Source organism: Xanthomonas bonasiae (genome assembly GCF_014836395.1).
Classification (GTDB): Bacteria; Pseudomonadota; Gammaproteobacteria; order Xanthomonadales; family Xanthomonadaceae; genus Xanthomonas_A; species Xanthomonas_A bonasiae.
This window is the reverse complement of the sequence record NZ_JACSQX010000011.1, coordinates 96,650-112,155: the sequence shown is the minus strand read 5'-3', so window position 1 is coordinate 112,155 and position 15,506 is coordinate 96,650. Positions and strand designations below refer to the sequence as shown.

8 protein-coding genes are annotated in these 15,506 nt (G+C 71.0%); 4 read left to right on the top strand and 4 right to left on the bottom strand.

What is annotated here, in order from left to right:
• Nucleotides 1–26: 26 nt before the first annotated feature.
• From recB to H9658_RS17920, 3 genes are all read right to left on the bottom strand, one after another.
• On the bottom strand, nt 27–3,878 hold the full coding sequence (gene recB, locus H9658_RS17930) for an exodeoxyribonuclease V subunit beta (protein ID WP_191826401.1): 3,852 nt from the start codon (nt 3,876–3,878) through the stop codon (nt 27–29).
• Nucleotides 3,875–7,288 (bottom strand): exodeoxyribonuclease V subunit gamma, encoded by a 3,414-nt coding sequence (recC, locus tag H9658_RS17925; protein WP_191826400.1) that lies wholly within the window; start codon nt 7,286–7,288, stop codon nt 3,875–3,877. Before recC ends, recB begins: the two co-directional genes overlap by 4 nt.
• Before the next feature lie 325 nt (nt 7,289–7,613).
• Complete coding sequence (locus H9658_RS17920) at nt 7,614–12,347, bottom strand: putative Ig domain-containing protein (RefSeq protein ID WP_191826439.1); 4,734 nt, start codon at nt 12,345–12,347, stop codon at nt 7,614–7,616.
• A 313-nt stretch (nt 12,348–12,660) separates the two neighbouring features.
• Here H9658_RS17920 and H9658_RS17915 point away from each other — a divergent pair, with 313 nt between their 5' ends.
• The 4 genes from H9658_RS17915 to H9658_RS17900 all read left to right on the top strand — a co-directional run bounded on the left by H9658_RS17915 (nt 12,661) and on the right by H9658_RS17900 (nt 14,966).
• Nucleotides 12,661–13,206, top strand: coding sequence for a phage tail protein (locus H9658_RS17915; protein WP_191826399.1), 546 nt, complete (start codon nt 12,661–12,663; stop codon nt 13,204–13,206).
• A 67-nt stretch (nt 13,207–13,273) separates the two neighbouring features.
• Nucleotides 13,274–13,801 carry a phage tail protein gene (locus tag H9658_RS17910; RefSeq protein ID WP_191826398.1) on the top strand — a complete coding sequence of 176 codons (528 nt, stop codon included), beginning with the start codon at nt 13,274–13,276 and terminating at the stop codon, nt 13,799–13,801.
• Between the two features lie 60 nt (nt 13,802–13,861).
• Complete coding sequence (locus H9658_RS17905; RefSeq protein WP_191826397.1) at nt 13,862–14,401, top strand: phage tail protein; 540 nt, start codon at nt 13,862–13,864, stop codon at nt 14,399–14,401.
• A gap of 16 nt (nt 14,402–14,417) precedes the next feature.
• Nucleotides 14,418–14,966: a GNAT family N-acetyltransferase gene (locus H9658_RS17900; protein WP_191826438.1), complete on the top strand. Its 549-nt coding sequence runs from the start codon at nt 14,418–14,420 to the stop codon at nt 14,964–14,966.
• Here H9658_RS17900 and H9658_RS17895 read toward each other — a convergent pair.
• Nucleotides 14,959–15,246 (bottom strand): DUF6916 family protein, encoded by a 288-nt coding sequence (locus H9658_RS17895; RefSeq protein WP_179570480.1) that lies wholly within the window; start codon nt 15,244–15,246, stop codon nt 14,959–14,961. The genes H9658_RS17900 and H9658_RS17895 overlap by 8 nt on opposite strands.
• Between the last annotated feature and the right edge of the window lie 260 nt (nt 15,247–15,506).

The following is a 15,506-nucleotide window of genomic DNA, read 5'->3' as shown; positions in this document are numbered from 1 at the left end:
GAGGGCGGCTAGGAGCTTGGGTCGGTTCACGGGGTGGGGGTTCCGTGGGCGGACGTACCCTCACCCCACCCCCTCTCTCCCACGGGGACTTCCTGCGGTCGCCGAGGGGAGAGGGGCTCGAGCGGGGCGCCGGCGAAGAGGGCGTCGACGGACGAGACCAGGGCGGGGTCGAAGCGCCAGGCGTGGACGCCCGGCGAGGGGTCGCGGGTGGCGTCCAGACCGCGACAGAACAGGTAGCGCACGCCGCCGAAGTCGCGGGCGTAGTCGTAGGCGTCGCCCAGGCGGAAACGCAGCCAGCGGTGCAGCGCGACGGTGTAGATCAGCGCCTGCAGTTCGTATTCGCTGTGCGCCATCGCCCGCGCCAACGCGTCGGCGTCGTAGCTGGGCAGGCGGTTGGATTTGTAGTCGAGCACGTACCAGCGCCCGTCGTGCTGGTAGGTGAGATCGATCAGGCCGGTCATCAGCCCTTCCAGGCGCTGGCGCGCGCCGAACGCCTGGCGTTCGCCGACCACGCCGTGGCGGTGCAGCAGCGCCAGCAGCGCGTCGACGCGAGTCGGGCGCATGGTGAAGTGGAATTCCATTTCGTTGCGGCGCTGCGGTTCGGGCACCGCGGCCAGGTGGGTGCCTTCGGGCAACGCGACGGTCAGGGTGTGGCCGACCAGGGCGGTGAGCATGGCCGCGCCATCCTCCAGTTCGTCCTGGGCGTAGCCGCCGCGTTGCAGGGCTTCGAGCAGTGCCGCGGTCTGCCCGTCCGGCGCCGGCTGGCCGGGATGCCAATCGCGCCAGGCGGCGAAGTCGCAGCGTTCGAACACGTCGTGCATGGCCACGCCGAAACGGTTGCCGGTGAAGCGCCGGTCGAACGCTTCCACGTCCAGCGTCGTCGCGACCGCCTCGCTGGTGGACGGCTCGTCGCTGCCGCCGCTGCCGACCACGGTGGCGCTGGCCATCGGGTCGGCGGCGGCGCCGGCATCGGCATTGGCCAGCTGGGTGAAGCTGTACACCCACCACTCCGGCACGACATGCCGCTGCGGCACGCGCGCCGGCGGCACCTGGATTTCGTCGGCCAGCGGCAGGCGCGGCAGGGTGGCCGGCGGCGGCGTGGTGTCGATGGCGATGGCGCCCTCGCCTGCGGCGGCCTGCAACGCGTCCAGGTCGCCGACCATCGCTGCCAGCGCGGTGCGCTCGTGCTGGTGGAAGGGGCCGGTGGCGATCCACAGCGCGTGCTCGGCGCGGGTCAGGCCGACGTAGAGCAGGCGTGCGTCCTCGGCGCGCTGTTCCTGTTTCCACGCGGCCTCGGCGGCGCTCCAGGCCGGGTCGTCCTTGCCCGTGTTCCAGTGCAGCTGGCGGCCGAGCGGCGGCGCGTGCACGACGCAGTGGCGGCCGGCGCCGCGGTCGCTGCGGCCGATGCCGATGTAGGGCAGGAACACCAGCGGATATTCCAGGCCCTTGCTCTTGTGCAGGGTCACGATCTGCACCCGGCGCGCGTCCGATTCCAGGCGCAGCTGCTGGGTCTCGTCGTTGTCGTCGGCATTGGCGATGCGCCGCGACAGCCAATCGACCAGGCCGTGCGGGCCGAGCGCGCGGGTGTCGGCTTCCTGCAGGGTTTCGGCCAGCTGCAAGTAGTTGGTCAGGCGGCGCTCGCCATCGACCAGCGCCAGCAGGCGTTGCGCGTGCGCGGCGCCGAGGTCGCCGATCAGCGCCAGCGGCCCGCCGCGCTGCCAGCGCTCGCGCCAGTCCAGCGCCTGCTGTTGCCAGCTGCGGTGGCGGTCGCCGTTGTGTTCGAGTGCGGCGATCGCGGCGGCGTCTTCGCCGATCAGCACCGTCGCCAGTGCCGCGCGCAGGCGGCTGTCGTCGCCCGGGTCGAGCAGCGCCTGCAGCAGGGTCAGCAGCTCCAGCGCTTCGTCGGTGGCGAACAGGCTCTGCCGGCCGGCGGCCACCGCGGGAATGCCGACCGCGCCCAGTGCCTGCTGGATGCGGGTGGCCTCGCCGTGGCTGCGCACCAGCACCGCGATGTCGCCGGCCTGCACCGCGCGGCCGCCAAGCATGGCGGTGCCGGCGCGGCCGCCGGCCAGCCAGTCGCGGATCGCGGCGACGCAGGCGGCGGTGCACAGCGCGCGGGCGCGGCCGGCGCTCCACGGTTTGGGCTTGCCTGCGGATGTGTTTTTGGCCGCAGACGCGGCCGGCGGCGGCGGCGGTTGCGGCGCACGCCACAGCGTGAGCGCCGGGGCGGTGGCGCCGTCGCGCTGCAGCTCGGCATCGTGGCGCTTGCTGCCGGGCTGCACCGGATGGAAGGCGATGCCGTCGGTCAGGAACGCCTGCGCATAGCCGGCCTGCGCGTACAGCGCGTCGATCGCTGCCAGCAGCGCGGGGCGCGAGCGGAAATTGTGGCCGAGCGGCGGCGCCGGTTCGGCGTCGGCGGCCGCGGCCAGGTAGGTCTGCACGTCGCCGCCGCGGAAGCCGTAGATGGCCTGCTTGGGATCGCCGATCACGAACAGCGCCGGTTCCAGCCTCGCCTCGCGCGCCAGCGCGCCTTCGCCGAACACGTTGGAGAAGATCGCCCACTGGCGATCGTCGGTGTCCTGGAATTCGTCCACCAGCGCGATGGCGTATTGCGCGCGCAGCCGCCGCGCCAGCGCGTCGGCCTGCGCACTGTCGGGCCGCAACGCGTGCGCGACGCCATCGACCAGGTCGTCGTAGGTCTGTACGCGGCGCTGGCGCTTGAGCAAGGCCAGCCGCTTCACTGCATCGCCGCGCAGCGCGTGCAGCAGGCGGATGCGGCGCCTGGCGCGCGCTTCTTCCAACCGCGCCAGTGCGGCCAGATAGCCGTCGATCTCGTGACTCATCGGCGAGGCCGGCGTGCGCCCGACGAATTTCTTGTTGGTGCCGGATGCCAGCTCCGCTGCCGTGAGCTTGATCAGCTTGGCATGCGGCGCGAGGCCCGCCGCAGGCGCGGCGGCGAAGCCGTCGCACCAATGCCAGAGCGATGCCAGCCATTCCGGCTTGTAGCTGACCTTGCTCAGCACGCCGTCTTCGATGGCGGCGGCGATCGCTTCGAAAAATGCGGTGCCGTACGCGTGGAACGCGGCGGCGAGCGCGGCGGCCGCGTCCTGCACCTGCTGCGTGGCTGCGGCGACATCGTCGGCCAGCACCGGTGCCGCCGGCAGCAGGTGCGGATGCCGCACCAGTTCGCGCAGGTCGCTGGCCAGCGCGTCGGGTCCGCCCGGCCATAGCGCGACCAGGTCGTCGGCCATCGCCGCGTCGGCGGCGCGCTGGCGCCACAGGTCGGCGGCGACTTCGCCGAGCAGGTCGCGGTCGTTGGCCAGCAGTTCCGGCGCGGCGAAGGTCTGGCCGCTCTCCAGCGCGTGCTCGCGCAGCACGCGCGCGCAGAAGCCGTGGATGGTGAAGATGGCGGCGAGGTCGATTTCCTCCACCGCTTGTTGCAGGCGGCGGCGCAGGGCGGCGGAGGTTTCGTCGCTGGCGGCCAGGTGCGCGGCGAGGATCGCGCGGGTGAGAACGGCGTCCGGCGCTTCCTGCAGGAGCGGCTTCAGCCGCGACAGGGTGTCTGCGCTCCGGGACGGCGACAGGTCGTCCATGCTCTCTGTCGCGGCTGAAGCCGCTCCTACAGGAAGCGGGGCAGCGTCGGGCACCAGCGTCGCCGCGAGCGCCAGGCGCTCGCGGATGCGCCGGCGCAGTTCCTGGGTGGCGGCTTCGGTGAAGGTGACCGCGAGGATCTGGCCGATGCGCAGGCCGCGCTCGACCACCAGCCGGGTGAACAGGGTGGCCAGGGTGAAGGTCTTGCCGGTGCCGGCGCTGGCCTCGATCAGGCGCACGCCGTGCAGCGGCAGGGCCAGGTACGGGTCGTGCGCGGGGGCGCTCATTCGGCGTCCTCCTGCGCGCCGCGCCACTGCCGCCAGCTTTCGGTCAGCCGTGCCGGATCGAGCGCGCTGTCGGCGCTGCCGCGTTCCAGCAGGGAGTACAGCGTGTGGCTGGTGGCGGCGAACTCGGCGAAGCGCTGCGCATCGGCGAACGGGTCGCGCCCGCGGTGCACCAGACGCAGTTCCGGCGTGGCCGCTTCGCTCCAGCCGAAGCTGGCCTGCCACTGCGCGGCGGCGTCCTTGATCGCCTTGTCGAGGTCGCCGTTGCGCGCGGCCTGGTAATACTTCCAGCTGCTGTAAGGCGCGAACGCCAGCGGCGCCTGCAGGCCCCGCCGATACAGCCGCAGCAGGTCGGCCAGCGCCGCCTGCGCCTGCGCTGGCGGCAGCGGTTCGGCCGCGGTCGCGTCCATCGGATGCGGGCCGAGGCCGTCGTCGGCTTCGAAGAAACGCACGAACGGTGCGCGCTCGCCGGCGGCGCGCAGCAGCAGCCATTCCAGGCCGTGGCGGATCGCGGCGCGGCCGCCGATCGCACCGACCTGCACCCGGCCCACGCCGTTCGCATACCAGCCGGGCAGGCGACCATGCAGATCGACGCCGTCGAGGTGCAGCTGCAGCCGCTGCGATTGCGCCGGCGCGTCGCCACGCCACTGCGCGAACGCTTCCGCGTACGGGCGCAGCTGGCGCAGGCGTTCGTCGAGCAGGCGCCGGCCCAGCGGCCCGGACGGCAGCAGCGCGCGCGCGCGCAGGCGGGCGTACAGCGCATCGGTGGCGCCGCTCAGCACCGCCTCCAGCACCTGTTGCTGCAAGTCGTGTTGCTCCAGCCCGCTGCCCGGCGCCAGCAACGGTTCCAGATCGCTGTCCTCGCCGGCCGGGTCGGGCAGGCGCATGCCCAGGCGATGGCGCAGGAACTGCCCGGCCGGATCGGCGAACAGGCGGCGCAGGTCGTCGATCGAAACGCTGGTCGGCACGGCCATGTCATCCGCGGGCAATGCCGCGGCGACCCACGGCAGCAGCGCCTGGCGCTGTCCGGCCAGGCTGTCCACCGCCGGTCGCCACTGGCGGCGATAGCTGAAGCGGCGCGGATCGGCCCCGTCCTCGCCGAGCGCGCCGAACGCGGCGGCGGCGAACGGTTGCAATGGGTGGCGCACCACGAGGGTTTCGCTGGCTTTCGGGTCGGCGTGGTACTGCGCAGCGCTCGCCAGCAGTTCGCTGACCAGCACCGACGGCTCGCGCACGCTGCCGTCGCGCGCATCGGCGCCGAGATAGCTGAGGTAGAACACGTCCTGCGCCGAGGCGAACAGCTGCAGGAACAGGAAGCGGTCGTCCTCGCGGGTGGAGCGGTCGCCGTGGCGGCGGCGCGCGCTGCCCAGTTCGGCGGTGAGGCGGTTGAGCCCGGCGGCCGGGTCGCGGCGCGGGAAGTCGCCATCGTTCATGCCGAGCAGGCAGATGACGCGGAACGGCAGCAGCCGCATCGGCACCATGCGGCCGAAGCTGATGCCGCCGGTGAGCAGCGGCGCGCGCGTGTCCGATTCGCCCAGCACCGCGGCGAAATGCGCGCGCACCACCTCGGCCGGCACCTTGCCGGCGTATTCGGCGCGCGCGGCGTCGCGGGCGAACTGGTCGATCACGCTGCGCAGCCGGTCCAGCGCGCGTTGCGCACGCGGCGCCGACGGCGCCTGCGGGATCAACGCATCGAGCAGGCCGAGCAGGCATTCGCGCCAGTCGGCCGGGGCCATCGGCTCGGCCAGCATGGCTTGGTGGCGGTCCAGCACGCGCAGCAGCCGCAGCAGCGTATCCAGCGCCACCAGCGCGCTGCCTTCCAGCTGCGGCCATGGCGCGACGCCGGCGATATCGTCCTCGGCGCCGCTGGCGTGGCCGAGCAGCAGCCGGTCCAGTGCGAAGCGCCAGGTGTAGGCGTCGTCGGCGGGCGCCTGGTGGTGGAACCGGTGCGCCGCATCCAGGCCCCAGCGCACGCCGGCGGCGTGCAGCCAGCCGCGCAGGCGCTCCAGCCCGGTCTCGTCCAGCCCGGCGGCCTCGGCGATCGGCGCGCTGGCCAGCAGGTCGAGGATCTCGTGCAGGCCGAAGCGCGACAACGGCAGGCCGAGCAGGCTGAGGAACACTTCGGCCAGCGGCTCGCTGGCCAGCGGGCTGGCGTCGGCCAGCGCATACGGCAGCGCGTCGTCGCGGCCGTGGCCGCCGAACACCGCGTCCAAATACGGCACGTAGGGATCGATGTCCGGCGACAGCACCGCGATCTCGCGCGGCTGCAGCGGCGGGTCGAAGCGCGGGTCGTCGAGCAGCGCTCGCAGCTGGTCGTGCAGCACCTGCAGTTCGCGCAGGCGGGTATGGCAGGCGTGGATCTGCAGGCTGGGATCGGCCAGGTCCACCTGCGGCAACGGTGGCGGCACGGCGGGCGCGCGGCGGTGGAACAGGTCGCTCTGCATGCGCCGCAGCAGGCTGTCGCCGAGGCCGCCGCCGGCGAGCGGGCGCTGGCCGGAGGCCAGCGGGTCGGCGTAGACCGCGATCTCGGCCAGCGGGTGCACCACTTCGTAATCGCCGACCAGCGCCATGAAATCGCGCCCGGCCGCGCCCCAGGCCTGCAACAGCGGGTTTTCCTGCACCTGCGCGGCGAACAGGTCGACGGCGCCGTCCTCGCGCCGGCGCTGCCACAGCGTCTGCAGATCGCCCCAGTAGCCCTGGGTCGGCGTGGGCAGGTAGAAATGCAGCGTGCCCACCCGCGCCTGGGTGGCGAGCACGCGCAGCACGTCGGGCGAGATGTTGAGGATGGCGAAGGCGAACAGCCGTTTCGGCAGGCCCTGCGGCAACGGGCCGTCGGGTCGCGCGTAGCGGTCCAGGTACTGGCCGATGCGGCGCGCACGGTACTGGCGGCCGCTGGCGATCCTGCGCCACAAGCGCGCCTGTGGGTCGTCGGCGTCGGCGCCGCCTTCCCAGCGCAGCAGCCAGTCGCGGCGCCAGGCCTGGTATTTCTCGAACACGTTGCCCAGTTCGCCGGCCAGCGCCCAGGGCTTGAGCACGTCGCCGTCGGCCAGGTAGCCGGCCAAGGGCGCCAGCGCCGCGTCGCTGCCGAGATCGGCCTGCAACGCCGCGTACAGCCGCCACTGCGTGGTGGCCATGTCCAGATCGTCGGCGGCCGCGCCGAGGTTGGCGTCCAGCGCGCGCGCGACGAATTCGCCGGGGGTGAGGAATTCCAGGTTCGCGGCAACGCCGTGCGCGGCGGCCAGGGTGGACTGCAGCCAACGGCGCATCGCCACCTGCGGGATCAGCACTACCTCCGGCGCCAGCAAGGGCTGCTCCGGCACCGGCCGGCGCAGTTCCTCGGCGAGCAGGGCGGCCAGGGTATCCAGCGCGTTGGACGGGTACAGGCGGAAATCGGGCGCGGAAGGGGCGTGCATGCGTGCGGCATTGTGCCGGATGCGCGGGTGCGGCGTCGTTGCGGGATGCGAGATGCGGGTTGGCTGATAGCCGTAGTCGTAAGTGGAGTTCAGGCGGGCGCTGCCTTGTGCGCCCGAGTCCGCGAGACGCTTCGCGCCTTACCCTCACCCCAACCCCTCTCCCGAGGGGAGAGGGGCTAGTCGGCTGTTCCTTCTCCCCTCGGGAGAAGGTGCCCCGAAGGGGCGGATGAGGGTACGGGCGCAGCCTCGTGTACCCGAACTCCGCGAGACGCTTCGCGCCGGACCCTCACCCCAACCCCTCTCCCGACGGGAGAGGGGCTATAGGTCAGTACTTCTTCTCGACGTTGAACATCCAGGTCTGGTCGTTGCCGCTGTCGCCGTCGGTGACGCCGCGGTATTCGACGCGGGTGGACAGGCCCTGCTCGGTGGTGAACACCGCGCCCAGCCCCAGCATCAGCCGGTTGCGATCGAACACGCTCAGCCCGGTGCGGTACAGCAGGCCAGCGTCGACGATGTCGGCATAGCTCAGCGTGGCGTCGCCGCGGCCCTGGAAGTCGCGCTGGTATTCCACGCGCAGCTGCGGGGTGAACTGACCCCAGCTCATCTCGCGACGCCACTCCAGGCGCAGGCCGAGGTTGCCGGTGGTGGTGGACACGTCCATGTCCGCGTAGTGCAGCGCGTAAGGCGCCATCGCCGCTTCGCTGTACGCGTCCAGCGTGGCGCGGGCCATGTCCACGCGGGCATACGGCGTGATCTGCCAATCGCCATGCTGCAGGTCGGCGCCGGTGGACACCGAGCCGATCCACTGGCTGCCGTCGCGGCGGCCTTCGGCCAGTTCGCCGTTGCCGGTCACGTAGCGGCGCAGGTCGTAGGACAGCAGCTGGTAGCCGACCAACGTGTCGAAGAAGAAATGCCGGCCCGGGTGGAAGCTGGCATACAGCGCCAGCGTGTACGCGGTGGCCTTGCTGCGGCTGCCGTTGTTGCCGACATCGCTGTCGTCGCGGCCCCAGCCCACGCCCGCACCCAGCGCCAGCGCATCCGACGCGCGGTAGTCGGCGCCCATGCTCAGGCCGTCGGTCTGGAAGTCCACGCCGGCACGCTGGCTCTGCTTGTCCAGGCTGCCGGAGCGGATCGCACCGCCCACCCACAGGCCGAGTTCGCCGTTGACCGCGGTCTTGGCGGTTGGTGTCGCCGCCGCGTCGTCGGCATCCAGATCCGCATCCTTGTCCCAGGTGGCCTGGCTGCACGGCTGCGCGGGCATGCCACGTTCGGCCTGGCGGCAGTGCGAGGTGGACTGGAAGCTCAGGCTGTTGTCAAAGCTGCGATCGCCGCGATGGGTGGCCTCCAGCCGGCGCTGGAAGTTGTCGATCTGCGCCTTGGCGAAACGCCGGGTCGATTCGGCCTGCGCATCGATCAGGCCGCGCACTTCCGCATCCAGGGTCGGATCCGGACGCGGCGCGACCACGAACACGATGGCCGCTTCGGCCGACGTCGCATAGGCGTTGGACAGGGTGAAGCGCACCGTGGCCTGGCCGGAGAACGCCGGGTTCGGGGTGAAGGTCATGATGAAGCTGGGGCCATCGGCCGCGGCCGCGGTCGGAACGCCGGCCGCTGCCGCGCCGCCGCTGCGGGTGATGGTCGCGGTGCCGGCATTGGCCGGCATGATCGCCACCAGCGCGGCGGCCACGAACGGCCCGCCGGTCGCGTTGCGGGTCAGGTCCACCGTCTGCGCTTCGCCGGACACCGCCTGCATCGTCGCCGACGCCGCGACCGGGCGCGCATTGACGGTGATGGTGACCGTGGCCGGCGCCGAGGTGCCGCCTGCGCCGGTTGCGGTGTAGCTCAGGGTGTCGGCGCCGACATAGCCGGCCGCCGGCGTGTACACCAGCTCCACGCCGGTCACCACTGCGGTGCCGTGGGTCGGCGCCGTCGTCACCGCGATCGTGTCGATGCTGCCGGTGTCGTTGCCGGTCACCGCCAGGGTCAGCGCGGTCTCGACCAGCGTGGCGCCGGTGTCGTCCACCGCCACCGGTGCCGGCACCGCCGCGGCGATCGCCACGGTGTAGGCCTGCGCCGCGGTGAAGCCGTGCGCGTCGGTGACGCTGACGGTGAACGCCGAACTGGCGGCCGTGGTCGGGGTACCGGACAGCGCGCCGTTCGCGGCCAGGGCCAGCCCGGCCGGCAAGGTGCCGGTGCTGACCGCGTAGCTGTACGGCGCAGTGCCGCCGCTGGCGCTCAGGGTCTGGCTGTAGGCGCTGCCGACCTTGCCCGACGGCAGCGTCGGCGGCGCGATGACCAACGTCGGCGAAGCGATCGTCAGCGTGTAGCTGCGGCTTGCCTGCGCGGCGACGCCGGCGGTGCTGTCGGTGACGGTGGCGGTGAAGCTAAAGCTGCCGGCGACGGTCGGCGTCCCCGAGAGCACGCCTGCCGTGGTCAGGCTCAGACCGGCCGGCAACGCACCGGCGCTGAGCGCGTAGCTGTACGGCGCAGTGCCGCCGCTGGCGCTCAGGGTCTGGTTGTAGGCGCTGCCGGCAGTACCGGCAGGCAGTGTCGCCGGCGCGATGCTCAGCGTCGGCGAGGCGATCGCCAGCGTGTAGGCCTGCGCCGCACCGAAGCCGCCCGCGTCGGTGACGCTGACGGTGAAGGCGAAGCTGCCGGCGACGGTCGGGGTGCCCGACAGCACGCCGCCCGTGGTCAGGGTCAGGCCACCCGGCAGTGCGCCGGCGCTGATCGCATAGCTGTAAGGCGCGGTGCCGCCGCTGGCGCTCAGGGTCTGGCTGTAGGCGGTACCGATGGCGCCGGCAGGCAAGGTCGGCGGTGCGATGGTCAGCGTCGGCGACACGATGTTCAGGCTGTAGCTCTGGCTCGCCTGCCCGGCGCTGCCGGTGGTGCTGTCGGTCGCGGTCAGGCTGAAGTTGAAATTGCCGGCCACGGTGGGCGTGCCGCTGAGCGCACCGGTCGCGCTGTTGACCGTGACGCCGGCCGGCAACGCACCGGCGCTGAGCGTATAGGTGTACGGCGCGATGCCGCCGGTCGCCGGGTTGATGGCGGCCGTGTACGCCTGGCCGGCAGTACCGCCGGCCAGGGTGGTGGCCGGCAGGGTGAGCGTCGGGCTGGCCACGACCAGCGCGTAGGCGCGGTTGCCGCTGGTGGGGCTGCCGCCGCTGTCGGTGGCGGTCGCGGTGAAGTTGAAGCTGCCGCTGGCGGTGGGCGTGCCGGACAGCACGCCGGCGGCGCTCAAGGTCAAGCCGGCCGGCAACGCGCCGGCGCTGACCACGAAGGAGTAGGGCGCGGTGCCGCCGCTGGCGGTCAGGGTCTGGTTGTAGGCGCTGGCCGCCGTCGCCGATGGCAGCGACGCCGGACCGACCGTCACTACCGCGTCGTCGTTGAGGATGGTGCCGGTGCCGGTGGGGCGGGCGATGCCCGCGTTGCTGGCGCCGGACAAATCGACGCTGAAGGTCTCGTTCGGCTCGACCGCGGTATCGCCGTTGACGGTGATCGCAACGCCTTGCGCGGTGGTGCCCGGCGCGAAGGTCAGCGTGCCGGAGCGCGCGACATAGTCGCTGCCGGCGGTTGCGGTGCCGTCGGCGCTGGCGTAGTTGACCGACACGGTCTGGCCGCTGGCCGCGCTCAGGCTCACCGTGAAGGTGGCCGTGGTGGTGCCGCTGTTGCCTTCGTTGACGCTGACGTCGTCGATCGACAGCGTCGGCTGCGCATCGTCGTTGACGATGGTGCCCTGGCCCTGGGCGTCGCTGACGCTGGCGCCGCTGACGTTGCTGACGTTGACGAAGAAGTTCTCGCTGGCTTCGTTGAGCGTGTCGCCGTTGATCAGCACGGTGAAGGTGGCACTGCTGCTGCCGGCGGGGATGGTCTGCCCGGTGAGGCTGGAAGCGACGTAGTCCACGCCCGCGGTGGCGGAGCCGTCGGCGGTGGCGATGTCGAAACTGACGCCGCCGGCGCCGGCCGGCTGGCTGAGCGAGACGGTGAAGGTCGCGTTGCTGGTGCCGGCATCGCCTTCGTTGAGGCTCACGTCGTTGATGCTCAGCGAAGGCACATCGTCGTTGAGGATGGTGCCGGTGGCGCTATCCGGCGAACCCACGCTGTAGCCGCTGCCCGAGGCCAGGCTGATCACCACGGTCTCGTCGGGTTCGACGGTGCTGTCGGCGGTCGGATTGATGGTGATGGTGCCGCTGGTCTGGCCGGCGGCGATCACCAGCGGCGAACTCACGGCCGCGTAGTCGGTGCCCGAGGTCGCGCTGCCGCCGACGTTGAAGGCGACCGATGTCGCGTTCACCGGTGCCTGGTCGAGCGTGACGGTGTAGACCAGATTGGTGGCGCCGTCCTCGGACACGCTGGCCGGGGACACCGCGATCGACGCGCTGGGCACGTCGTCGTCGAGGATGGTGGCGGTGGCGCTGGACGGGCTGCCGATGCCGTAGCCGCTGCCGCTGGCCACGCTCATGATCACTGTCTCGTCCGCTTCCACGGTGCCGTCGGCGACCGGCGTGATGGCGAAGGTGGCGGTGGTGGTATTGGCCGGGACCACGACGCTGCCCACCGCGCCGGTGTAGTCCCCACCGCTGGTGGCGGTGCCGCTGGAGGCGATGTTCACCGTGGTCGCCGAACTGCTGGTCTGGCTCAACGTCACCGTGTAGGTGAAGGCCGCGCCGCTGTCTTCGTTGCGGCTGGCCGGACTCACCGCGATGCTGGCCGACAGCGCCGGGGTGATGGTGATGTTGAAGGTGATGGTGTCGCCATCCTCGTCGAAGAAATAGAAGCTATCGGATGTCGCAGAATCGCCGTTGTGGGTATAGGTAACGGTTTGCGCCCCACCCGCGCCTTGATTGCTGAGCACGCTCGTGCCGTGCGCCGGCTGACTGCTGTCCGAACCGAGTCCGAGATCCAACGGCCCGTCGCAGTTGCTGACGTCTATGACCACCGAACCGCCCTGCACGACGGTTCTGCTCACGGTCGGGCAGACCGCCGAGGGCGCCGCGGCGGCCAGGCCGGAATACAGCAGCGCCAGCAACAACAGCGCAAAAATTAGCGGCAAGCGCACAAAGGCACGCGTACTGACGTACGCCGCGGTGCAATTCGTAGACATATTCGATTTCCCCGAAAGATCGCGCCATCCCACTGGCGCTGGCAACGCTCCTGGTGCCTCAGACAGCGTGGAAATAAGCCTGCAAAGGCGTATTCCCCTCCACGCTGCGGGGGACATTTGAACAACAAATTCACGCTTTGGTAAAGCAACAAATCGCGTGAGACTGACTGGTACAGCATTATCAAGTCTTGCGCGCCGCAAAAGACGTGATTAAGTAGGTCTGCGCCAGGCACGATGTCGGCGTCAAACAATTCGGGGGGAGATCCGCATGAGCGAGTTCTTCGCTGGTCAGATCATGATGACCGGTTTCGTTTTCGCGCCTAAGTATTTTGCGCAGTGCAATGGGCAGTTACTGCCGATCAATCAGAACCAGGCATTATTCAGCCTGCTCGGCACCCGTTTCGGCGGCAATGGCAGCACCAACTTCGCGCTGCCGGACATGCGTGGGCGGACGCCGCTGGGCTTTTCGCCCTCGGCCGATCCGAGCTGGCAACCCTCGCCGCTGCCGATGGGCCAGAGCGCCGGCGCCGAGAACGTCTCGCTGCTGCCCAGCAATCTGCCTGCGCACAACCATTTGCTGGAGTGCTCGAGCACTGCGGGCAATAACCGCAATCCCTCCGGCCGCTCGTTCGCCAACAACGCCAGCACCTCCGGGCCTGCAACGCCGCTGTATGCGGCGCCGGGAACGCTGGTGGCGATGAATCCGGCAACGGTGGGTCCGGCCGGCGGCAGCCAGCCGCATCCGAATCTGCAGCCGTACACCACGATCAATTTCTGCATCGCGCTGTCCGGCATCTTCCCTTCGCGCAGCTAGCGCCGACACTTCATACACGCGGCGTGCCGGCAGCGGCGCGCGGCGCACCACGACTAGGAAGGACACCATGGCCACTCCATTCATCGGCGAGATCCGCATGTTCGGCTTCGGCCGCACCCCGCAGGGCTGGCAGGCCTGCGACGGCAGCCTGTTGTCGATCTCCGAGTACGAAGTCCTGTTCATGCTGATCGGCACCACCTACGGCGGCGATGGGCAGAACACCTTCGCGGTACCGGACCTGCGCGGGCGCCTGCCGCTGCACCAGGGCCAGGGGCCGGGCCTGAGCAACTACGTCATCGCCCAGACCTCCGGCACCGAGACGGTCACGCTGACCGGTCTGCAGATGCCTGCGCACACGCACACGCTGGTGGCCACGCCCACTGCCGCCACCGCCACCGCGCCGGCCGGCCTGCTGCCCGGCACGGTCGCCGGCGACGTGTTCTACGCGACCGACACCGGTGGCGCCACGGCGCTGCCGATGGCCACGCAATCGACCACGATCACCGGTGGCGGCCTGCCGCACGACAACGTCATGCCCACGCTGACGGTGCAGTACTGCATCTCCACCGCCGGCATCTTTCCGCAGCAGAGCTGACCCCATTCGCCGCGCCGCGCTCGCCGCGGCGCCTGCCCGTTCCACCGGAGGACCGCGTTCATGACCGAACCCTATATCGGCGAAATCCAGCTGTTCGGCTTCGACTTCAATCCCGTCGGCTGGGCACTGTGCAACGGTGCCACGCTGCCTCTGCAGCAGAACACCACGCTGTACTCGCTGCTCGGCGTCGCCTACGGCGGCAACGGTACGACCACGTTCCAATTGCCGAACTTCTGCGGACGCGCCGGCTGCGAGCAGGGACTGGGTCCAGGACTGAGCAGCCGGCAGTTGGGCAATACCTTCGGCTCGGCCGAAGTGAGCCTGTTGCCCACGCAGATTCCGCCGCACCAGCACGGCATCACCGCGTTCTCGCAATCGGATCCGGCCAAGAAGAGCGGCACGCCCGCCAACGGCGTCGCGCTGTCGTCGCTGGGCAATAGCGCGGCGCGTCCGTTCGCGACGGTGGCGCAGCCCGAGACGCAGTTCTCGCCGACGGCGCTGCTGCCCACCGGCAACGGCGTGGCGCACGCGAACCAACAGCCCTACCTGGCGGTGAACTTCTGCATCGCGCTGTCGGGAACCTATCCGGCGTTCGACTGAGGCCAGCGCCGTGCAGATGGCCGGCTTCCCGGACCGGTGCGCCAACGTCGCCGCACCGGCGGCGCTGCGCGCGCGCGGCATCAGCCTGCGCGCCGCGGTCGAGACCGACCTGCCCTGGCTGCGCGACCTGTACGCCAGCACCCGCAGCGCGGAGCTGGCGGCAGTGCCATGGCCAGAAACGGCCAAGCGCGCGTTCCTCGACCAGCAGTTCGCGCTGCAGCACGCGCACTACCTGCGCCACTTCGCCGACGCCGACTTCCTGATCGTGGAAACCGCGCAGGCGCCGCTGGGCAGGCTCTACCTGCAGCGCGGCGCGGCGCAACACGTGCTGGTCGATATCAGCCTGTTGCCGGCCTGGCGCGGGCAAGGCATGGGCACGGCGCTGATCGCGCAGGCGCAGGCACTTGCGGCCGCGGCCGGATGCGCGCTGTCGCTGCACGTGCTGCATGCCAATCCCGACGCGCAGCGCCTGTATGCGCGACTGGGCTTCGTCGCCGGCGACGCCAGCGACACCCACCTGGAGATGCATTGGCGCGCCGCCTGCGCGGCGCCGGCGCTCAGTTGAAGACCGCCTGGTACAGGAAGCCGTCGCGTTCGCGCGCCACCGGCACCAGGAAGATCCCCAGTTCGCCCAGCCGTGCGTGCCGCATCCGGTAGGTCTGCTGCGGGAACAGGAACGAGGAGGTATTGCGGAACAGCAGCGAGAACGGCGCGCGCGGCGCGGCCGTCTTGATCGGCAGGGGCCGGGCTTCGACCAGCACGAACGAAATCTCGCCCTCGTTCAACTCCGCCGCGAAGGTCTCGTTCACGCTCCCGGCGAAATGTTCCAACGTCAGCAATTCCATGCACGACTCCCTGTCGCGGCGCCATCGCCGCCCTGCATCGTGGCGCGACCCGGCACTGCGCACAAGACCGGCACCGCGACGGCACCCGGATCCAGCGATTCGGCGATGGAGGCGGCCTCGCTTGAGCGGCACCGGACCGCGCGCAGCGGCGGCGGCGGCGGCCATGCGGTTCCTAACGCGACGCGGGATCGCACGGCCTGCAGACACCCGCGCCGGAGCCGCCGGCGCTGTGTCACCCGCACCGGCAAACCGGACAGCCC